Here is a 19,430-nt window from a genome sequence, read left to right as displayed (position 1 = left end):
GATCGTAGCCGGTGGCTTTCCGGAGATGTCATAGACGACGCGGGAGGTGCCGTTGACTTCGTTGACGATGCGGCGGGCGCAGACGTCCAGGAGTTCGTACGGCAGATGCGCCCAGCGGGCGGTCATGAAGTCGATGGTTTCGACGGCGCGCAGGGCGATCACGGGTTCGTGGCGGCGGCCGTCGCCCATGACGCCGACGCTCTTGACCGGCAGGAACACGGCGAAGGCCTGGCTGACCTCGTCGTACAGTCCGGCCTTGCGCAGTTCCTCGATGAAGATGGCGTCGGCCTTGCGCAGTTTGTTGGCGGCGTCCTGGGTGACGACGCCGAGGATGCGTACACCCAGACCGGGGCCGGGGAACGGGTGGCGGTAGACCATCTCGCGCGGCAGGCCGAGTTCCACGCCGATCTTGCGCACCTCGTCCTTGAACAGTTCGCGCAGCGGCTCCACCAGCTTGAGCTTCATGTGCGCCGGCAGGCCGCCGACGTTGTGATGGCTCTTGATGACGTGGGCCTTGCCGGTCTTGCTGCCGGCGGATTCGATCACGTCCGGGTAGATGGTGCCCTGAGCCAGGTAATCCACGTCCGTGAGCGTGGTCGCTTCCTCGTCGAACACGTCGATGAACAGGCCGCCGATGATCTTGCGCTTGGCTTCGGGGTCATCCACGCCGGCCAGGGCCTGCATGAAGCGTTGTTCGGCATTGACGCGGATGACCTTGACGCCGAGGTGCTGCGCGAACACGCGCATGACCTGGTCGCCTTCGTCCAGGCGCAGCAGGCCGTGGTCCACGAACACGCAGGTGAGCTGATCGCCGATGGCCTTGTGCAGCAGGGCGGCGACCACGGAGGAATCGACGCCGCCGGACAGGCCCAGCAGGACCTTGCCGCCGCCGACTTCCTCGCGCACGCGCGCGATGGCGTCGTCGATGATCTTGCCGGGCGTCCAGCTCGATCCGCAGCCGCACAGGTCGTGCACGAAGCGCGACAGGATGCGCGCGCCCTGGGCGGTGTGGGTGACCTCGGGATGGAACTGCACGCCGTAGTAGCGACGTTCGTCGTCGGCCATCGCGGCCAGCGGGACGTCCCGCGTCTGGCCGCAGGCGAAGAAGCCTTGCGGGAGTTGCACCACGTGGTCGCCGTGGCTCATCCACACGTCGAGCAGACCGTGGCCCTTGGCGTTGACGCGGTCCTCGATGTCCCGGAACAGCTTGCTGTGGCCGCGCGCGCGGACTTCGGCGTAGCCAAATTCGCGGGTTTCGGAGCCTACGACCACGCCGCCCAGTTGCACGGCCATGGTCTGCATGCCGTAACAGATGCCGAACACTGGCACGCCGAGTTCGTAGACCACCATCGCGGCGCGCGGCGAATTCTCGGCCGTGACCGATTCCGGGCCGCCGGACAGGATGATGCCCCTGGGACCGAAGGCGCGGATGTCCGCTTCGTCCATGTCCCAGGGGTGCAGCTCGCAATAGACGCCGAGTTCGCGCACGCGGCGGGCGATCAACTGGGTGTACTGACTGCCGAAGTCGAGAATCAGGATTCGGTCAGCATGAATATCCGCCATCTACGGGTTCCCGGCGATCGTGTGGTGGGAGGCTGGCGTCATTCGACGCGGTAGTTCGGCGCTTCCTTGATGATGGTCACGTCGTGCACATGCGATTCCTTGATGCCCGCCGCGGTGATCGTGTTGAAGCGGGTCTTGGTACGCAGTTCGTCGATGCTCTTGCAGCCGGTGTAACCCATGGAGGCGCGCAGGCCGCCGATCAGCTGATGGACGATCGACGCCATCGGGCCCTTGTACGGCACGCGGCCTTCGATGCCCTCCGGCACCAGTTTTTCGACTTCGGTGGTGGTGTCCTGGAAATAGCGGTCCCTGGAGCCGCTGGTCTGCGACATCGCACCCAGCGAACCCATGCCGCGATAGGACTTGTAGGAGCGCCCCTGATAAAGATCGACCTCGCCCGGCGATTCTTCGGTGCCGGCGAACATGGAGCCGATCATCACCGCATTGGCGCCGGCGGCCAGGGCCTTGGAAAAATCGCCCGAATAGCGGATGCCGCCATCGGAAATCAGCGGCACGCCCAGGCCCGCGAGCGCTTCGGCCACGCCCATGACGGCGCTGATCTGCGGCACGCCAACCCCGGCGACCACGCGCGTGGTGCAGATCGACCCCGGACCGATGCCAACCTTGACCGCATCGGCGCCGGCTTCGACCAGCGCCAGCGCGCCTTCCGGCGTGGCAATGTTGCCGCCGATGAGCTGCAGGTCCGGATAGTGTTTCTTGACCCAGGCGACGCGGTCGAGCACGCCCTTGGAGTGGCCGTGCGCGGTATCGACCACCACCACGTCGACGCCGGCTTCGACCAGCGCCGCGATGCGTTCCTCGGTCTCCGGCCCGGTGCCGACGGCGGCGCCGACGCGCAGACTGCCCTTTTCGTCCTTGCAGGCGCGCGGAAAGTCGCTGGACTTCTGGATGTCCTTGACGGTGATCATGCCGCGCAGCGCGAAATGATCGTTGACCACCAGCACTTTCTCGATCCGGTGCCGATGCAGCTTGGTGACGACTTCCTCGCGGCTGGCGCCTTCGTGCACCGTCACCAACCTGTCCTTGGGCGTCATCACGATCGACACCGGCTCGCCGTAGCGCGATTCGAAACGCAGGTCGCGACTGGTGACGATGCCGACCAGCTGGTCGCCATCGACCACCGGCACGCCGGAAATGCGGTGGTCGCGCGTGAGCTTGAGGACTTCGCCGATGGTCATGTTCGGCGGCACGCAGATCGGATCGACGATCACGCCGGATTCGTACTTCTTGACCTGACGCACTTCCGCCGCCTGCTGCGCCGCCGTCATGTTCTTGTGGACGATGCCGAGCCCGCCTTCCTGCGCCAGCGCGATCGCCAGCTTGGCTTCGGTGACCGTATCCATCGCGGCCGAAAGCAGGGGAATGTTCAGACGGATCGTGCGGGTCAGTTGCGTGCTGGTGTCAACCTGGCGCGGCAACACGTCCGAATAGGCGGGGAGCAGCAGCACGTCGTCGAAAGTGAGGGCTTCGTGCTGAATGCGCATCGAGAGACGGTTCTGCGGGGAGTTCTGGGGGAAAGGTTTATCTACCATGCGATAGTATAAAAGCATTCTCCCCGACTCGCCCATGGATCTCGCCGACCGTTCCCCCACCGGCGCGCCGCTGCGCACCGTCTACAGCGTTTCCGAACTGTCGGAACTGCTGCGGCAGCTGCTGGATGCCAACCTGCCGCGGTTGTGGGTCCAGGGCGAGCTGTCCAATTTCTCGCGCCCGGCCTCCGGTCATTGGTATTTCACCCTCAAGGACTCGGGCGCCCAGTTGCGCTGCGCCATGTTCCGCGGCGCCAACCGCTTGGTGCTGCCCAAACCCAAGGAGGGCGACGAGGTTCTGATCCGCGGTCAGATCGGTCTGTACGCGGCACGCGGCGATCTGCAGATGATCGTCGAACACATGGAGCCGGCCGGCACTGGCGCGCTGCTGCGCGAATTCGAAGCGCTCAAGCGGCGCCTGGCGGACGAGGGACTGTTCGATGCCGGCCTGAAACGCCCGATTCCCACCGTGCCGCGCCGCATCGGCCTGATCACCTCGGCCAGCGGCGCCGCCGTTCACGATGTATTGAGCACATTGCAGCGCCGCTTCCCGCTGGCCGAGCTTGTCTTGTATCCAGTGGCGGTGCAGGGCGCAGCCGCCGCGCCTGCCATCGTCAAGGCCTTGCAACAATTGCCGCGCCGCGTGGCGGTGGACGTGGTGCTGCTGGTGCGCGGCGGCGGCTCCCTGGAAGACCTGTGGTCGTTCAATGAGGAAGCGGTGGCACGCGCGGTCCGCGCCTGTGCGGTACCGGTGATCTGTGGCGTCGGCCACGAAATCGACACCACGATCGCGGATTTTGCCGCCGATCTGCGCGCACCCACGCCGACCGCCGCCGCCGAGCTGGCGACACCGAGCGTGGCGGACTGGCTGAGCCGCGTGCAGCAGGCGCAGACCGCGCTGTCGCAGCGTCATTCGGTGCTGCGCCGTGCCGCCGGCGAACGGCTGGAGGCGCTGCGGGCCCGGCTGGACCGTGCGCATCCGCAGCGGCGCCTGCAACAGAACGAACAGCGGCTGGACGAGCTGGAGGCGCGGCTGATCGCAGCCTTCACGCGTAGACGTGCGCGGGCCACGGAGCGGCTCGGCAACGCCTCGGCACGGCTGCGCGCCGCAACGCCGCAGCGGCGCCTGCGACTGGCCCTGCGCGAGCTCGAATCCCTGCAACTGGCCTTGCATGGGGCACAGCAGCGAAACCTTGCGCAGGCCGAACAACGACGTGCACGCGCCGAAGCCTTGCTGCTGGCGGTGAATCCGAAGGCGGTGCTGGAACGGGGCTATGCGATCCTCAGCAACGCGCAGGGTCAGGTGGTGCGTTCCGTGCGGGCCGTTCGGGCCGGAGACGTGTTGCGCCTGAGTCTGGTCGACGGGCAGCTCGGCGTCCGTGTCGATTCGGACACCGATCCGTCTCGAAGTTGAAACCGGGAGCCTCGAACCTGCTCCCATCGTCTTTCAGTCATCGGAGCCTGCCCTTGAACCCGTCCACCCTCCTGCCGTACCGCGCCGGTCTCGTCTTCACCGCGTTTGCGACCTTGCTGCTCGCCGCCTGCGCGAGTACGCCGCCCGCGCCGACGCAGACCGCAACGATCAAGCTGATCGCGTTCAACGATTTTCACGGCAACCTGGCACCGCCGGGCCGCGGGCTGGAAGTTCCGGACCCCGCCGATGCCTCGGCCACGCTGAGGCTGCCGACCGGCGGGGTCGCCTATCTCGCCGGCGCCGTTTCCGAACTCAGGGCGCAGAACCCGTTGAACGTGGTGGTGGCCGCCGGCGATCTGATCAGCGCCTCACCGCCGACGGCGGCACTGTTTCGCCAGGAACCGAGCATCGAGGCGCTCAACGCGCTCGGGCTGGAATACAGCGCCGTCGGCAATCACGAGTTCGACCAGGGCATCGACGAGCTTCGCCGCCTCCAGAACGGCGGCTGCGGCGGACCCGGCGCGCCGGGCACCGAATCCTGTGTCAAGGGTCCGTTCACCGGTGCCCGTTTCCGCTATCTCGGTGCGAATGTGACCGAACAGGCATCGGACACGCCGGCCTTCCCGCCCTACCTGATCAAGCGCTTTCAGGTGGACGGCCGCTCGATCGGCGTGGCGTTCATCGGCGAGGTATTGAAAGGCACACCGGCCATGGTGACCGCCAGCGGGATCGCCGGCCTCGAATTTCACGACGAAGCCGACACCGCCAATGCGCTGGTCCCGGAGATCCGCGCTCAAGGGGTGGAGGCGATCGTGCTGCTGCTGCACGAGGGCGGCTACAAGCAGGGCGGCTTCGATGCCTGCGAAGGCCTGTCCGGTCCGGCGGTGGGCATCCTGCAACGGCTCGATCCGGCGATCGACGTGGTCATCAGCGGCCACACGCATCAGGCCTACAACTGCCGGGTCGATGGCCGCCTGCTGACCAGCGCCGCGTCGTACGGCCGCGTTATCAGCGACATCGATCTGCTCGTGGATCGCGCCAGCGGCGAGGTGATCAGCGCCAGCGCCCGCAATCTGCCGGTGATCAACCAGCCGGTGCCCGAGGCGCCACAGTGGCCGGCGTTCACGCCGGACCCGGTGGTCACCGCCATCGCCGCGCAGTACGAGGCCCTGGCCGCGCCACTGGCGAATCGCGTGGTCGGACGCGCGGACGGCATGGTTTCGCGGCAGGTGAATGCACACGGTGAGAGCGCCCTGGGTGATGTGATCGCCGATGCGCAACTGGCGGCCACGCGCATGCAGGGCGCTCAGATCGCGTTGATGAATCCCGGCGGCATCCGCGCCGACCTCGGCTATGGCCCGTACAGCGCGCAGGGCACCCCCATCACCTGGGGCGAGGTGTTCACCGCGCAGCCGTTCGGCAACAATCTGGTGACGATGACGCTCAGCGGCGCACAGATTCATCGGCTGCTGGAATCGCAGTGGAACCTCGGCGCCGAAAGCGCGCTGCTGCAGGTTTCAGCGGGATTCAGCTATGCCTGGGACGGGCGCCGCCCCATCGGTCAGCGCATCGATGCGGACAGCATCAGCCTCGACGGAAACACGATCGAGCCGGACCAGTCGTATCGCGTCACGGTCAACAATTTCCTGGCCGGCGGCGGCGATGGCTTCGAAATGCTGACCGCAGGCGCCGACGTGACCGTCGCCGGCTCGGATCTGGATGCGATGCTGGACTGGTTGGCGACGGCCTCACCGCTGGCCGCCAGCAGCCATGGGCGGATTCACCGACTCGATGCGCCGTAGCCGCCGAACTGGCCGGTGTCAGCCGCCGCGCCGGACCGGCCAGGTGTTCTTGAAGCCGAAACGCTGTTCGACCTCGGCCGACAGACGTTTCGCCTGCTCGGCCGAGGCGAAACCCGGCACGATCACGCGGTACCACAGCGCGCCCTTGACCTCGGCGGCGCGCACCTCTGCCGGATAGCCTCCGCCGCGCAAACGAACGGCCTGGGCTTCGGACTTTTCGCGGTCACGAAACGCGATGACGCTCAGCGCCCAGGGACCGCCGGAATTCGTCGCCACCGGCGCAGGATTGGGCGGAGCCGGCGCGGTAGCCGCTGCTGGAGCCGGCTGCCGACGCGGCGGCGCGACGATCGGCGCAGTCCCTGGCGGCGCAGCCTGCGCCGCCGGACTCGGTGATCGCTCGGGCGCCGACACCACGGGCCCGGAACGGGCGCCTGCCTGCGGCTCGGCCCGCCGCGGCTCCGGGGCCTGAACTGCTGGCGCCGAAGCCACCTGCACGCCGGGCAGGCCGACCACGCCGAAGGCGGTGCGCATTGCCACCCAGTCGTCGCTGTCGCGCAGGATACGGACCGGCTGCAGACCCTTGTTGAGCCGGTAGCAGGCCTGCGGCACCAGGGTGTCGTAGACCTCGCCTTCGGTCACCTTGGCTTGGCCGCTGGCCACGCAGACCACCTGCCGACCGTTGAGGTTCTCGAAGAAGTATTCGCCGCTGCCGAGCGTCAGCCGCTGATCGCCCATGTAGATGTAAATCGGCCAGCTGGTGGAAATCTGCGGATGCTTCCAGACCACTCGAAGATAGCCCTGACGCAGGCGGAACACGGTGCGCAGGTCGTCGTCGTAGCTGGCGAACGGCAGCCGGTCGAACAGCACCAGCGCATCGGATCCGAGATCGATGAAACCGTGGCGGGCGAACTCCAATCGGGCGCGCGACTGCGGGCCCAGGCTCAGGGCATCACCGCTCTTGATGTCGGTGCTGGCGGTCAGCGGCTCGCGCTGCTCGCCACGGATGCGTTCGACATCGACACCCGCCGAATCGTAGACCAGCACGCCGGCCTGCGCCTGGGCGGCACCCAGAAGCAGAACAGCGGACAACAGCACGCGAACATTCGACATGCCGACAGTTTAGAGCCTGTTGCCGCCGCACGCGCTGCGCGTGGACCGCGCCGGTGCTGGCTAGAATGGCGCGCTGGGTGCGACGAACCAGCCTTGCGCGTAGTCGACGCCGATGTGCTTCAGAATCTCGAGCACACCTTCATGCTCGACGTGCTCGGCGATCACCTTGAGATTCATTTCGTGCCCGATTCGGTTGATCGCCTCGACCATGCCGCGATCGACCCGGCTTTCATCGACCGAGCGCACGAAGCTGCCGTCGATCTTGAGGAAGTCCACCGGCAGATTCTTGAGGTAGGAGAACGAGGCCATGCCCGCGCCGAAATCATCGAGCGCGAAATGCACACCGAGATTCGAAAGCTCACGGATGAAGTGCACGGCATCGGTGAGGCGTGACACCGCTGCGGTCTCGGTGATCTCCATGCACAGGCGCCGCGGATCGATCCCGCTGGAGCGGATCGCGGCACCGGCGAATTCGAGAAATTTCTCATCACCGATGGACTGACCGGAGACATTCAAGGCATAGATGATGCCGTCGTCCTCGCGTGCCGCGAGCCCGTCCAAGGTCGTGCGCAGGACCCAACGGTCGATCGAACTCATCAGAAAGTAATGCTCGGCGGGCGGGATGAACCGGGAAGGCGGCACCAGCTTGCCGTCTTCACCCCGCAGGCGCACCAACAGCTCACGGTAGACGACCCGCGTCGGATCGCTGACGCTGACCACATCCTCGGCCATCAGCATGAAGCGGTCCTGCTCCAGCGAGCTGGCGATCCGGCCCACCATGTCCATCTCGGTGTAGCGTTGCTCCACCTCGTCGCTGTCACCGGCAAATCGCGCGCGGTCACGCCCCGCCTCCTTGGCCGCAAAGCACGCCGAATCGACCTGCGACAGGGTGAACGACACCGCGCTCTCGCCGGCCGCCAATACCGAGACGCCGATGCTGCAGGTGATCGAAAGGGTCTGCTCGCCCCAGGCGAAGCGGAAGGCGCGGATGCTGCCGAGCAGTTCGTCGACGACGGTGCGTGCACGCTGCAGGTCGCAGTGCCGCAGCAGGACGCCATATTCGTCGCCGCCGAGACGGGCCAACACATCGGTCAGGCGCAGCTGTCCGCGCAGGATCGCGCTGACCTGCCGCAGCAACTCGTCGCCCGCCGCGTGCCCCAGCGTGTCGTTGATGATCTTGAACTGATCCAGATCGATGAAGCAGACCACATAGCGTGCCCGCGAGGCCTGTACCTCACGGGCTGCCTGCTTCACCCGCCGCTCGAACTCCTCGCGGTTCAGCAGGCCGGTCAGCGAATCGTGAGAAGCGCGATAGTCGAGTTCGTCGGACAATAGTGTCTGGTCGGTCAGGTCGGTAATCGCACACATCGCGCCCTCGACCCCGTCATTGCCGAACACGCAGGCGATCGTCAATCGTGCGATCAGTTTCCGGCCGTCGCGGGCCAGGATGACGCAATCTTCGGTGACGTGCCTTGCAGAGCGCTCGCTCAATGCCCACAGAATCGGACTTTCCAGAGGCTCGCCGTCCGCCGTCATCAGCCTCAGAACCTGATCGTGAGGACGCCCCAGCGCCTCCTGCCGCGACCAGCCGAGCAGTCGCTCGGCCGGCGGCATCAGCTCCACGATATCCGCCTGGGCGTCGACCACCAGCATGCCGTCGCTGATGGCGCGCATGGCCGCCGCCAGTTGCCGGCTGGCAGCGGCCTGGAAATGCGGCTTGCGAATTTCGACGATGGTTTCGCCATTGCCGATGCGCGTCAGACGAAGCCGCACCGGCTTTTCGGCCTTGCCACGCATCAGCGAAAGATCGCACTCGACCGCTTTGCCGTCATCAAGTGCATTCCAGACCTGGGCGAAGTGCTGGAGCCGGGAGGGTGCCACCACATCGGAAAACCGGCGGTCCATCAAGCCGCCAGGTGGCAGTTGCAACAGATCGCCGACGGATGCGCTGGCCTGCAGCACGGTCGTGTCGTCGGCAAGCAACACCATTGGCGCGTCGGCCAGCCGCACCCATTCGCGCATCGGCGCTGTCGAACCATTGTTCAAGAAAATACTCACCACCGCAGCCTAACCAAGCGGAGACTGCAGATGAAATCCCCAAATCCGACTATGCACCGAATGTTTCCGGCATTTTCGGCCCCCACGAACGTGACGCATTGTCGCTATACAAGCCGATCGCACCAAACTCTTGTCAACCCCGCACCCGAGTTCGCTCGGCTATCGACAAGCAGCCAGGCTGCCCCTATGGCGCCTCGGCCGACAGGACCGGCAGTGCCAAAGCCAGAATTTGACGCACGCGCGCCATTCCATGTGTGACGGACTGTTCAATCTGAGCGTGAATCTCGCCTTCATCCAGACCAGCCGCCCAGTTCACCGATACCGCGAGACTGGCGTATTCGAGACCGAGTTCACGCGCGAGTCCCGCTTCCGGCATGCCGGTCATGCCGATCATGTCGCAGCCATCGCGACGCAGACGGCGCACCTCGGCCGGTGTTTCAAGGCGCGGCCCCTGCGTCACCGCCATCACCCCGCCGTCCATAAGCTCGATACCGGCATCGGCCGCAGCCCGCAGCAGAATGGCGCGCAGTCGCGGCGTATACGGGTCGGAAAACTCTACATGCTTCAAAGCATCCGGCGGACCGTCGGAATAGCTGTGCTTGCGCCCCCAGCTGTAGTCGATGAGGTCGTCGGGCACCGCGAGCTGCGCCGGGCCCATGGACTCGTGAATGCCACCAACGGCGGAAATCGAAATCACGCTGCGCACGCCGACCGAATACAGCGCCCACAGATTGGCGCGATAGTTGATGGCATGCGGCGGGATCTTGTGGCCCTCGCCGTGGCGCGCAAAGAAAATCAGCGGCTGATCGTTCCAGCGCCCCAGATGCAGGGGGCCCGATGGCGTGCCGTAGGGGGTATCGATACCGCGACTCTCGTCGATCAAGAGACCGGGCCATTGGTTCATGCCGGTACCACCGATTACGGCGATCATCCCGCGCTCACTCCGGCGCGTCGTTCGATTCGGCGACGGCGTAGATGCCGGGCAACTGGCGCCAATAGCTCTTGTAGTCCATGCCGGCGCCGAACACGTAGCGATCCGCCACTTCTAGACCGACGAACTCTGCGCTGACACCAGGCGCGCGCCGCGAATGGGTCTTGTCGACCAGCACCAGGGTCTTGAGCGACTCCGGCAGCTGCGCGCGCAGCGCGCCCTGGACTTCGGCGAGGGTATGACCCTCGTCGAGTATGTCGTCGACGATCACGACGTGCCGTCCCTTCAGCGGCAGTGTCGGGCTGACCTTCCACACCAGTTCGCCACCGGAGGTCTTGCCGCGATAGCGCGAGGCATGCAGATAGTCGATCTCGAACGGAAAGTCGAGACGCCGGCTGACTTCCGCGGTCGTGACCAGCCCCCCCACCATGACGCAGATCAGGATCGGATTGAGCGTGGCGTATTCCGCCGTGAGCCGGCCTGCCAGGCGGTCGTAGGCAGCATTGACGGCCGCCTCATCGTGCAGACAATCGGCCTGGGCGCGAATCTGTCGCACCTCGTCGAGCAGTTCGGACATGCTGAGTGCGGGTTCAGTCGAAGGAGCCGGAAGTCTACCCGTGGGCGCCCTCGCGCCGATAGACCGCAGCCAGCCGGCGGCTCGCCGCCGGCCGCGATTTGACCGGCAGGGCATCCAGCACCTGGACCACCGCTTCACGGTCGTTGCAGACCGGCAGCATGTCGCAGCCAGCGTCCAGCGCCATCTCGCAGCGCGCCACGGCGTCGCCGACCACGGCCGCGCCTTTCATCGAGAGATCGTCGCAGAACACCGCGCCCTGGTAACCGAGCTTGCGCCGCAGATAGTTGCGTATCCACTTTCGCGACAGGCTGGCCGGCGTTTCGTCGACGGCCGAATAACGCACGTGCGCCATCATCAACGAGGCGATGCCGTCGTTGATCAGGGCCCTGAACGGCACCAGGTCGCGGGACTCGATCTGCTCCATCGCGCGCCGATCCACCGGCAGTTCCAGATGCGAATCGGCGGCGATCGCGCCATGCCCCGGAAAGTGCTTGCCGGTGGCGGACATTCCGTACTCGGCCATGCCGGCGATGAACGCCCGCGCCAGGGAAATCACACGGCGCGGATCTTCGTCGAAAGCGCGGTCGCCGATCACCGTGCTGACGCCGTGATCGAGATCCAGCACCGGTGCGAAACTCAGGTCGATGCCGAATGCAGTCAATTCGCGGGCGATCGTGGCGCCGTGCGCCTGCGCCGCGTGGAGCGCGCGCACCGAGCTTTCGTCCCAGAGCTTTCCAAGGCTGCGCATGCTCGGCACGCGCGAAAATCCCACGCGAAAGCGCTGAATGCGACCGCCCTCATGGTCGACCGCCAGCAACAGACGCGGACGCTTGAGCGCCAGCAGCTCATTGCACAAGGCGCGCAACTGCTCTGCATCACTGTAGTTGCGCGCGAACAGGATCACGCCGCCGATCAGCGGATGCCTGAGCACATCGCGGTCCTCATCGCTCAACGCGAGCCCGCCGACGTCCGCCATGATCGGTCCGATCGTTGCCATGTTTGCTGGGCTTTCCTGATCTTCAACGTGAATCACGCATGGCGTGATGCCGACTTACCCCCGCCCGCTTGCGAGCGGTGGGTGAGGGGAACGGCCGTGCCGCAAGCGATTCATTGTGCAGGGTGTCGCTCGCGGTATGGCCGTTGGCCCGAATTTTTCGTAAAAGCGGGTGAATCTATTATATCATCTTGATATAATTGGAATTATTCAATAATGCTTCGGACGAAGCATGGGCGAGACCCCGCCCGTGAATCAGTTTACCCCGACCCAGCTGCGTTTTCCCTCCATCGCCGGCTTTACGGTGCGCGCCGATTTCGATGGCGGCGCGATGTCCACCGAGTTCGGCCCGCTGTTGCTGCATGGCACGGATCGGCAGGCCGGGTTGATCGATCGGCTGGCGTCGGCGATCCAGGATCGACGGAATGCCTCCTACGTCAGCCGCGATGCGTCTGTACGAGGATGTCGACTACCAGGCCGGCTCCTGGTCGCGCGCGGGGCGAGTGGTATTCAAGGCCGAGGTCACGAGCCTGGGCGATAACCCGCGCTTCGTCGTGACCTCGCTCACCGATCCGGCACCAGAATTGCTGTACCGGGATTTGTATTGCGCGCGGGGCCAGGACGAGAACTTCATCAAGGCGATCAAAAACGACCTCGGCAGCGATCGCACGTCCGACCACGGGTTCCTCGCCTGCGTGCATGCCGGGGAAACAGCACTCGGCGCGTGCTCGAAGCGAAGCACCCAAGACCCGCGATCATGGACGCTGGCAGCGCTTCGTTGGATCGGAAAGGCTAAATGATTGATTTAATTATATAAAAACATGGTGGCCGGGGACGGAATCGAACCGCCGACACGGGGATTTTCAATCCCCTGCTCTACCGACTGAGCTACCCGGCCATCGGGCGACAAAAGGCCCGCAGTGGTGCGGGCGCGGGGTCGCGTATTAGACCGGGGGGAGGGGGCGGCGTCAAGGCTCGATGTCGACGGCAGCGAGACCGCGCAGGACAAGGTCGGGGCGGGTCTGCCAATCGGCATTCAGATGCGGGCGCAGGGTGTCGGCGTCACCGCCGATGAGGACGCGCTGGCCTTCGAAGCTGCGCGTGGTGTGTTCGATCAGTCCCAGCGCGGCGGCCAGCGCGGCTTCACGCACGCAGCCTTCGGTATCGCGGCCGGGCTCATTGCGGTAGGGCGCGGTGGTGTCACGGTGTTCGAAGCGGGTGGCGCCGAGCACGGCCTGTTGCTGGGTGATGAGGCCGGGCGCGATATAGCCGCCGAGATGTTGACCAGTGGAATCGACGAGATCGATCGTCAACGCCGTTCCGGCGCTGACGATGCAGCAGGCGCCGCGCGTGTCGGTCCAGAGCGCGAGCATCGCCAGCCAGCGGTCCACACCCAGGCGATGTGGTTCGGCGTAGGCATTGCGCAGGCCGTTGCGGCTGGCTTCGCTGCGGACGAAATGAATTTGCGGATGCTGCGTGCGAATCGCTTCGGCGAAGCGCTCGTTGGCGGCCTGCTCGAACACGCTGGCGATTCTCGCGGGCATCCCGGCTGGCGCGCCCAGTGCGGCGAAGGCGCGGGCGGGATCGCCGTGATGGGCGATGGCGTGAATCTCTGAGAGTCCCCCTGAGCCGGCGCATTGCGCGAGCTTGAGGCGGGTGTTGCCGAGGTCGACGAGCAGGGTCATGCGAGTCTCAGGCTGACATCCCCGGCCATGATCTTGTGCTGGCCCTGCGGGGTGTCCACGATCAGTGCGCCCGCAGCGTCGACGCCACGGGCGATGCCACTGATCGGTGGGTCGCAATTCACGTTAACGGCCGCGTCGCGCGTGGCGTCGTAGCGCAGGAAGTGCTCTCGGAACGGGGCGAAGCCTTCGTTCTGGAACATCTCCAAGGTCTGCAGCAGGGCCACCAGCAATGAGGCGGCGAGGGCGTTGCGCGGCGGCATTTCGGGCAGCGCTTCGGACAGGGCGATCCAGGGCTGGTCGATGCCTTGCGCCTGATCGCCGCGCATGGCGAGGTTGAGGCCCACGCCGACGACCACGCGGCAACCGCCGCCGGCTTCGCCGCGCGTTTCGATGAGGATGCCGGCGAGCTTGCGGCGCGCGATCCACAGATCGTTCGGCCATTTGACGGCGATGTCGTGAACGCCGATGCCGTGCAGCCAGTTGGCCAGCGCGGTGCCGATGGCGAGCGGCAAGGTGGTGAGCCGTTCCGGCCAGGCCGGGAAACTCCAGGCCACGGACAGATACAGGTTGGCGCCGAACGGGGAGCGCCAGGCGCGCCCGAGCCGGCCGCGGCCGGCGGTCTGCAGTTCGGCAAAGGCGGCTTGCGGGTCATTCGCTGTGCTGGATTCGAGAAGCCGGCTATTGGTCGAGTCGGTGATGGTCAGCACCTGCACGGCGGCCGCCCGCTGCCAGTGCCCGGGCAGCATGTCGATGATGCCTTGCAGCGACAGGCGTTCCAGCGGTGTACCGAGCCGATAGCCACGTCCTGGCTGTGTCTTCACGACCAGCCCCCAGTCCGCGAGCTTGCCGACACGTTTGGCCAGCGCGGCACGGCTGACGCCGGCGGCTTGCGCCAGACCTTCACCGGAATGCCACTGGCCGTCGGCGAGGGCGTCGACCAGCGGCAGCAATTCGTCGTGACTCAGCGTCTTGGCCATCGGCGCAGCAGCATGGCTTTTTCGAAGCGGTTTTCGTTGCCCGCGATCAGTCGCCGCAGATTGAGCCGGTGGGTGAACACGATCAGCAGTGTCATCAGGATCGCGAACAGGCCGCGTGCACTGAGGATGCTGGCATCCTCGAACAGCACATGGACGATGGCGATCACGCCGCACAGCATGCTGGCCAGGCTGACGTAACCGCTGAGCAGGATGGTGAGGGCGAATCCGGCCAGCATCCAGACGAAGGCCTGCGGCATCAGCGCGACGAACACGCCGGCCAGCGTGGCCACGCCCTTGCCGCCCCTGAAGCCGGTCCATACCGGGTAGATGTGGCCCAGCGAGACGGCCACGCCGCACAGGTAGGCGGTCCAGTCATTGGGCAGCACGATCGGTTGCGGGAACGGCCAGATCAGCGCCGGAATCAGCGTGACCGCAGCGATGCCCTTGGCCATGTCGATCAACAACACGCCGAGAGCGAACCACCTGCCCTGGGTGCGCAGGGCGTTGGTGGCGCCGACGTTACCGGAGCCGCTGCCGCGCAGGTCCACCCCGCGCAGTCGGGCGATGATCAGACCGCCCATCGCGGTGCCGAGCAGGTAGGCCAGCGCGACCTTCACGAGCAGTTCGATCATGACGAGCGCAGCCTACAGACCGAGCCAGGTCTTGCGGCGTGCCAGCGCGGCTTCGCCGGGCGTGGGCGCGAGGGCGATGGTCCAGGTGTCCTGGGGCGGCAGCACCGGCTTGAGCGCGGTGCTCATGAGCTCGTCTCCGCGGAAATAGTGCACGGTGACCGGCTCGTCGGCCCACAGCGACGCGAGGATGCTCGACCAGTTGGTCGCGGTCACTCGCAGGCCGTCGACGGCCATGATCTGATCGCCACCGGACAGGCCGGCGGCGGCAGCCGGTCCGTCGGTCAGCACATAGCCCACATTGGTGGTGCCGGGGCGCAGTTTGCAGCCCAGCCAGACGTTCATCGGCGTGCCGCCGGTACGGCCGCCGGGATCGGCCTCGGCCACCGCGGCGCGGCGCTTCGCATCCACGCCGAACTCGGCCAGCAGGGTGCTCAGGGGCAGGTCTCCGGTGCCGCGCAGCCAGTCGTCGAATTGCGCCGAGAGATCCAGGCCGGATACGCTTTGCGCCATCGCTTCCAGTCCGCCCTCCGGCACGGCCTTGCCGGTCGCGCCATAGCGGCGCCACATCGCGCGCATCACATCGTCCAGGGTCTTGCCGGATTTCAGGCGCAGCGTCAGGTCCAGGCACAGCGCCGCGATGGCACCCTTGATGTAGTAGCTGACGGTGGCATTGGGCGTGTTGTCGTCGGGCTGGTAGTACTTGATCCAGGTTTCGAAGCTGGATTCGGCCAGCGAGTGCACATGACGGCCGGGCGTGCGTTGCAGGCGTGTGGCCTGCTCGGACAGCACATCCAGATAGGTCGGTGCGTCCACCAGTCCCGCGCGCAGCAGGAACAGGTCGTCGTAATACGAGGTCACACCCTCGTAGTGCCACAGGTCGCGGGTATAGGCCTCACCGGTGAGATCGCTGTGTTGAAAACTGGCGGCGGTGATGCGCTTGACGTTCCACAGATGAAAATACTCGTGGCTGACCAGACCCAGAAACTGCCGATAGGCTTTGGGCGTGCTGGTGTCGCCGGGCCGCGGCAGGTCGCCGCGCGAGCAGATCAGGGCGGTGGAGGCGCGGTGCTCCAGTCCGCCGTAGCCCATGCCGACCACGTTGGTCAGGAACAGGAACCGGTCCAGCTTCGGCTGCTGCTCGAACATTTCGCGCTCGACGTGGCAGATCGCCGCTACGTCCTTGCGCAGCCGCGCCTCGTCCACCGCGAAGCGGCCTGACAGCACCATGGCATGGGGAATGCCGTCTACATCGAAGTCCAGGCGTGTGAACGGTCCGAGTTCCACCGGATGGTCGATCAGGTCTTCGTAGTCCGGGGCGAAGTAGGTGCCGAAACCGTCGCTGTCGGTCTCGCGCGGCTGCATCGCGGTGCTGGCCTTCCACTCAATGTACGGCGCGCGCTGCAGTTCCATTTCGTAGCCGGCTTCGTCGGCGCCCACCACGCGGTAAAACAAGGAGCTGCCGTTGAAGAAGCCACGGCGGCTGTCGAGATAGGCCTTGCGTACCGATTCGTCGAAGGCGTGCACGGTGTAGTGCAATGTCAGCGGGCCCTCGCAGGCGTCGATGCGCAGGCTGCGTTTGTCGATCCGCTCGAAACCCAGGGCCTTGCCGTTGCAGTCGGCACGGAATTCGACGATGTGCTTGGCGAAGTCGCGTACCAGATAACTGCCGCGTATCCAGGACGGCAGGCTCAGCAGTTGGCCGTCCGCCGTCGGCTTCTCGATGCGGCATTGCACGGAAAACAGGTGCCGTGCCGGGTCGAGCGGCGTGACGGCGTAGTGAATCGCTTGCACGGAAATCGTTTCCTCGGGTTTTACGCGATTGTACGTGCATGTCCGCGCTTCGCCTGCCGAATCCGAATGCGCCTCCGTGAGCGTATTGATAATCACTATCAATTGAGGTGATAGTCGGAGCCGACACCCGTCCGGCAGGTCGTCGTTCCCCACCGCTCACTCGTCATATGATGGAGACTGCGCCATGGAGGCGGTGGACGAACGCCTGATCGGGCTCGATCTAAACGCGGACGGCGAGCTCGGTATGGCGACCCGTCTGCACGGCCTGCCGCCGCATTTCGCCGGCGCGGCGGCGGAGGTGCCGGTGCGGCGTTGGCTGTATCCGCTGGGCACCGAGTTTCTGCACACGCTGCGCTATCTGGACCCGGGGCGCCTTTGTTTCGCGCGCGGCGCGTCAAGTATCGAAGACGTGCAAGGGCGCCTGCGATTGCAGACGCAGCAGGAACAACAGTTCTGCATGGGCTGCCACAGCAATCTGGGCGTGACCGTGGACGGCAGTTTTGCCTTCGTGCGCAAGTCGCCGGGTGCCTTTGGGCTGGGGCCACCAGGCGTTGGCGGAGCTGCGTGACCGCCCGCAGCTTGGGCAGTCGCACGGCGAAATCGAGACCTGGCTGGCGCGCAGCGGTGCCGCCGACGAATTCCGCGCCAATCAGGAAATGCTGGCGCGCTATTTCCCGAACGGTGAACTCGATACCGAGGCGCTGCGCGCGGTGCGGGATCTGGGCGAACTGCTGCTGCCCTCAGCCGGGCGCGCTGGCTCTGGACAAGGCCTATCTGGCAATCGTGCGCGAACAGTCTTTCGAGCACGGGCGGGATGCGTTCGTGAGCCCACCCGAAAACGCGCACCGGAGCATCGAGGAACCGGAAACCGGGCTGGTGGATGCGGGGCGCGTCTACGACAACGGGCGACTTAGGCTGGACTGGGGAAGCTGAGCCGGCGTTCGCCGCGTTCGCTTTGGTCCACCGCCCGGCTAGGAACTGGGGGGGACGTATCCGGTTTGCGTCAGGTCGCCGCCGAAAAAGTATTTCTCCAGCTCCTTGCTCAGGAATTCGCGCGCCGACTTGTCAGCCAGTGACAGCCGGTACTCATTGATCAGGCGCGTCTGGTGCGCCAGCCATTCCTGCCAGGCGGCCTTGGATACCTGTTCGTAGATCTTCTGGCCGAGTGGGCCGGGGTAGGGCGGGCGGTCGAAGCCTTCGGCTTCGGTGCCTAGTTTGATGCAGTGGACGGTGCGTGCCATTCGGGATCGTCTTCGAGTTGCTGCAGTCGGCTGCGGATCGGCGCGGGCAGTCCGCGCCGCAGGGCGGCCTCAATTGTAAGCCACTCGCCGGCTCGTTCCTGAACCGCATTGCCGCGCGGCCGCAGCAGTATCGGTTTCAGGCGCAGATCGAAGTGCGTGAAGCTGTGCTCGATCGGGCTCAGCGGCTCGTCGCCGGCTTCGCCCCAGTCGGCGATCTGTTCCGGTGTCTCCAGTGTCGGCAGGCACCACAGACCGCCCCAGATGCCGCAGGGCGGACGCCGCTCGAACCACAGTTGTCCTTTTGGGTCGCGCAGCAGCAGCAGGAACTGCTCGCGCTGCGGACGCACGCGCTTGGGGCGCGGACCCGGCAGTTGTGTGGTCAGGTCTTCGATACGTGCAACACAGTCGGCGCTGACCGGGCACAGCAGGCAACGCGGTGCGCGTACGGTGCAGACGGTGGCGCCTAGATCCATGATCGCCTGGGTGTAGTCGGCCAGTTGTGTTTCGGGCAGGCGCGCCTCGGATTCACGCCATAGCGTTTGGGCGACACGGGTTTCGCCGGGCCAGCCGGGTGTGCCGGAATGGCGCGACAGCACGCGCTTGACGTTGCCGTCCAGAATCGCGTGGCGCTGGCCGTGCGCCTGCGCGAGGATCGCGCCGGCGGTGGAACGGCCGATGCCCGGCAGCGCGCAGACGGCGTCGAAGTCGGTCGGAAAAACACCCTCGTGTTCGCGCACGATCCGCTGCGCGGCGCGATGCAGGTTGCGCGCGCGTGCGTAGTAGCCAAGCCCGGACCACAGCGCCAGCACATCGTCGATCGGCGCGGCGGCGAGGTATTCGACGTCCGGGAAGCGTTCGACGAAACGGTGGAAGTACGGCGTCACCGTGCCCACCTGCGTCTGTTGCAGCATCACCTCGGACAGCCACACGCGATAGGCGCTGCGCGGGGACAGCCAGGGCAGGTCGTGGCGGCCGTGCTGGGCATGCCAGCGCAGCAGGCGTGCGGCGAAATCGCCGCCGGTTTCAATCTCGATGCGACTCATCGACGGCGCCGAGCAGGGCCGCGATGACGGTCAGCGGGACGCACAGCAACGCCCCCCAATTG

Annotated in this window: 17 protein-coding genes, 1 tRNA gene and 1 pseudogene; 5 read left to right on the top strand and 14 right to left on the bottom strand. The window is 66.0% G+C overall.

Annotated features, from left to right (window positions below; all coding sequences use genetic code 11):
- A partial coding sequence (guaA, locus tag RM530_RS07295; RefSeq protein WP_311364561.1) for a glutamine-hydrolyzing GMP synthase occupies positions 1–1,563 on the bottom strand: 1,563 nt, incomplete at its 3' end.
- A 38-nt stretch (positions 1,564–1,601) separates the two neighbouring features.
- Positions 1,602–3,068: an IMP dehydrogenase gene (gene guaB, locus RM530_RS07290; RefSeq protein WP_311364560.1), complete on the bottom strand. Its 1,467-nt coding sequence runs from the start codon at positions 3,066–3,068 to the stop codon at positions 1,602–1,604.
- 82 nt (positions 3,069–3,150) lie between these two features.
- Here guaB and xseA point away from each other — a divergent pair, with 82 nt between their 5' ends.
- Positions 3,151–4,527 carry an exodeoxyribonuclease VII large subunit gene (gene xseA, locus RM530_RS07285; protein ID WP_311364559.1) on the top strand — a complete coding sequence of 459 codons (1,377 nt, stop codon included), beginning with the start codon at positions 3,151–3,153 and terminating at the stop codon, positions 4,525–4,527.
- Positions 4,528–4,580: 53 nt separating this feature from the next.
- Entirely contained in the window at positions 4,581–6,329 is a 1,749-nt protein-coding gene (locus RM530_RS07280) for a bifunctional metallophosphatase/5'-nucleotidase (protein WP_311364558.1), read from the top strand.
- A gap of 18 nt (positions 6,330–6,347) precedes the next feature.
- Here the strand turns inward: RM530_RS07280 and RM530_RS07275 are convergent, their stop codons facing one another.
- The 5 genes from RM530_RS07275 to nagZ form a co-directional block, all read right to left on the bottom strand.
- Positions 6,348–7,439, bottom strand: a complete 1,092-nt coding sequence (locus RM530_RS07275; protein ID WP_311364557.1) for an SPOR domain-containing protein — start codon at positions 7,437–7,439, stop codon at positions 6,348–6,350.
- 60 nt (positions 7,440–7,499) lie between these two features.
- On the bottom strand, positions 7,500–9,497 hold the full coding sequence (locus RM530_RS07270; protein WP_311364556.1) for an EAL domain-containing protein: 1,998 nt from the start codon (positions 9,495–9,497) through the stop codon (positions 7,500–7,502).
- Positions 9,498–9,681: 184 nt separating this feature from the next.
- Positions 9,682–10,428 carry an S-methyl-5'-thioinosine phosphorylase gene (locus RM530_RS07265; protein WP_311364555.1) on the bottom strand — a complete coding sequence of 249 codons (747 nt, stop codon included), beginning with the start codon at positions 10,426–10,428 and terminating at the stop codon, positions 9,682–9,684.
- A gap of 7 nt (positions 10,429–10,435) precedes the next feature.
- Positions 10,436–11,005, bottom strand: a complete 570-nt coding sequence (locus RM530_RS07260; protein ID WP_311364554.1) for a hypoxanthine-guanine phosphoribosyltransferase — start codon at positions 11,003–11,005, stop codon at positions 10,436–10,438.
- A gap of 34 nt (positions 11,006–11,039) precedes the next feature.
- Positions 11,040–12,002 carry a beta-N-acetylhexosaminidase gene (nagZ, locus tag RM530_RS07255; protein ID WP_311364553.1) on the bottom strand — a complete coding sequence of 321 codons (963 nt, stop codon included), beginning with the start codon at positions 12,000–12,002 and terminating at the stop codon, positions 11,040–11,042.
- Positions 12,003–12,445: 443 nt separating this feature from the next.
- On the opposite strand from nagZ, the pseudogene RM530_RS07250 reads away from it, so the two are divergent.
- A pseudogene (locus RM530_RS07250) lies at positions 12,446–12,691 on the top strand (transposase); the annotation flags it as partial.
- A 130-nt stretch (positions 12,692–12,821) separates the two neighbouring features.
- Here RM530_RS07250 and RM530_RS07245 read toward each other — a convergent pair.
- From RM530_RS07245 to RM530_RS07225, 5 genes are all read right to left on the bottom strand, one after another.
- Positions 12,822–12,897, bottom strand: a tRNA-Phe gene (locus tag RM530_RS07245).
- A gap of 70 nt (positions 12,898–12,967) precedes the next feature.
- Positions 12,968–13,684: a type III pantothenate kinase gene (locus RM530_RS07240; protein WP_311364552.1), complete on the bottom strand. Its 717-nt coding sequence runs from the start codon at positions 13,682–13,684 to the stop codon at positions 12,968–12,970.
- Complete coding sequence (locus RM530_RS07235; protein ID WP_311364551.1) at positions 13,681–14,661, bottom strand: biotin--[acetyl-CoA-carboxylase] ligase; 981 nt, start codon at positions 14,659–14,661, stop codon at positions 13,681–13,683. Before RM530_RS07235 ends, RM530_RS07240 begins: the two co-directional genes overlap by 4 nt.
- Positions 14,646–15,293 (bottom strand): glycerol-3-phosphate 1-O-acyltransferase PlsY, encoded by a 648-nt coding sequence (gene plsY / locus RM530_RS07230; RefSeq protein ID WP_311364550.1) that lies wholly within the window; start codon positions 15,291–15,293, stop codon positions 14,646–14,648. Before plsY ends, RM530_RS07235 begins: the two co-directional genes overlap by 16 nt.
- A 12-nt stretch (positions 15,294–15,305) precedes the next feature.
- Positions 15,306–17,084: a M61 family metallopeptidase gene (locus RM530_RS07225; protein WP_311364549.1), complete on the bottom strand. Its 1,779-nt coding sequence runs from the start codon at positions 17,082–17,084 to the stop codon at positions 15,306–15,308.
- Between the two features lie 184 nt (positions 17,085–17,268).
- Between RM530_RS07225 and RM530_RS07220 the strand changes: the two genes are divergently transcribed.
- Together RM530_RS07220 and RM530_RS07215 are read left to right on the top strand one after the other, a co-directional pair.
- Positions 17,269–17,652, top strand: coding sequence for a hypothetical protein (locus RM530_RS07220; RefSeq protein WP_311364548.1), 384 nt, complete (start codon positions 17,269–17,271; stop codon positions 17,650–17,652).
- Between the two features lie 113 nt (positions 17,653–17,765).
- Positions 17,766–18,017, top strand: a complete 252-nt coding sequence (locus tag RM530_RS07215) for a hypothetical protein (RefSeq protein WP_311364547.1) — start codon at positions 17,766–17,768, stop codon at positions 18,015–18,017.
- Between the two features lie 38 nt (positions 18,018–18,055).
- Here RM530_RS07215 and RM530_RS07210 read toward each other — a convergent pair whose 3' ends face one another.
- Positions 18,056–18,325, bottom strand: coding sequence for an oxidative damage protection protein (locus tag RM530_RS07210; protein WP_311364546.1), 270 nt, complete (start codon positions 18,323–18,325; stop codon positions 18,056–18,058).
- Entirely contained in the window at positions 18,295–19,368 is a 1,074-nt protein-coding gene (gene mutY / locus RM530_RS07205; RefSeq protein WP_311364545.1) for an A/G-specific adenine glycosylase, read from the bottom strand. The genes RM530_RS07210 and mutY overlap by 31 nt, the downstream gene beginning before the upstream one ends.
- Between the last annotated feature and the right edge of the window lie 62 nt (positions 19,369–19,430).

Source organism: Banduia mediterranea (assembly GCF_031846245.1).
Taxonomy (GTDB): domain Bacteria; phylum Pseudomonadota; class Gammaproteobacteria; order Nevskiales; family Nevskiaceae; genus Banduia; species Banduia mediterranea.
Note: the sequence above shows the minus strand (reverse complement) of the source record. Positions and strands in the feature narration are given on the sequence as shown.

What these genes read in the sequence shown, in the direction of transcription:
- guaB (WP_311364560.1), bottom strand. Translation starts at nt 3,068, where the DNA reads ATGCGCATTCAGCACGAAGCCCTCACTTTCGACGACGTGCTGCTGCTC.
- xseA (WP_311364559.1), top strand. Translation starts at nt 3,151, where the DNA reads ATGGATCTCGCCGACCGTTCCCCCACCGGCGCGCCGCTGCGCACCGTC.
- RM530_RS07275 (WP_311364557.1), bottom strand. Translation starts at nt 7,439, where the DNA reads ATGTCGAATGTTCGCGTGCTGTTGTCCGCTGTTCTGCTTCTGGGTGCC.
- RM530_RS07265 (WP_311364555.1), bottom strand. Translation starts at nt 10,428, where the DNA reads ATGATCGCCGTAATCGGTGGTACCGGCATGAACCAATGGCCCGGTCTC.
- RM530_RS07260 (WP_311364554.1), bottom strand. Translation starts at nt 11,005, where the DNA reads ATGTCCGAACTGCTCGACGAGGTGCGACAGATTCGCGCCCAGGCCGAT.
- nagZ (WP_311364553.1), bottom strand. Translation starts at nt 12,002, where the DNA reads ATGGCAACGATCGGACCGATCATGGCGGACGTCGGCGGGCTCGCGTTG.
- RM530_RS07240 (WP_311364552.1), bottom strand. Translation starts at nt 13,684, where the DNA reads ATGACCCTGCTCGTCGACCTCGGCAACACCCGCCTCAAGCTCGCGCAA.
- RM530_RS07235 (WP_311364551.1), bottom strand. Translation starts at nt 14,661, where the DNA reads ATGGCCAAGACGCTGAGTCACGACGAATTGCTGCCGCTGGTCGACGCC.
- plsY (WP_311364550.1), bottom strand. Translation starts at nt 15,293, where the DNA reads ATGATCGAACTGCTCGTGAAGGTCGCGCTGGCCTACCTGCTCGGCACC.
- RM530_RS07220 (WP_311364548.1), top strand. Translation starts at nt 17,269, where the DNA reads ATGGAGGCGGTGGACGAACGCCTGATCGGGCTCGATCTAAACGCGGAC.
- RM530_RS07210 (WP_311364546.1), bottom strand. Translation starts at nt 18,325, where the DNA reads ATGGCACGCACCGTCCACTGCATCAAACTAGGCACCGAAGCCGAAGGC.
- mutY (WP_311364545.1), bottom strand. Translation starts at nt 19,368, where the DNA reads ATGAGTCGCATCGAGATTGAAACCGGCGGCGATTTCGCCGCACGCCTG.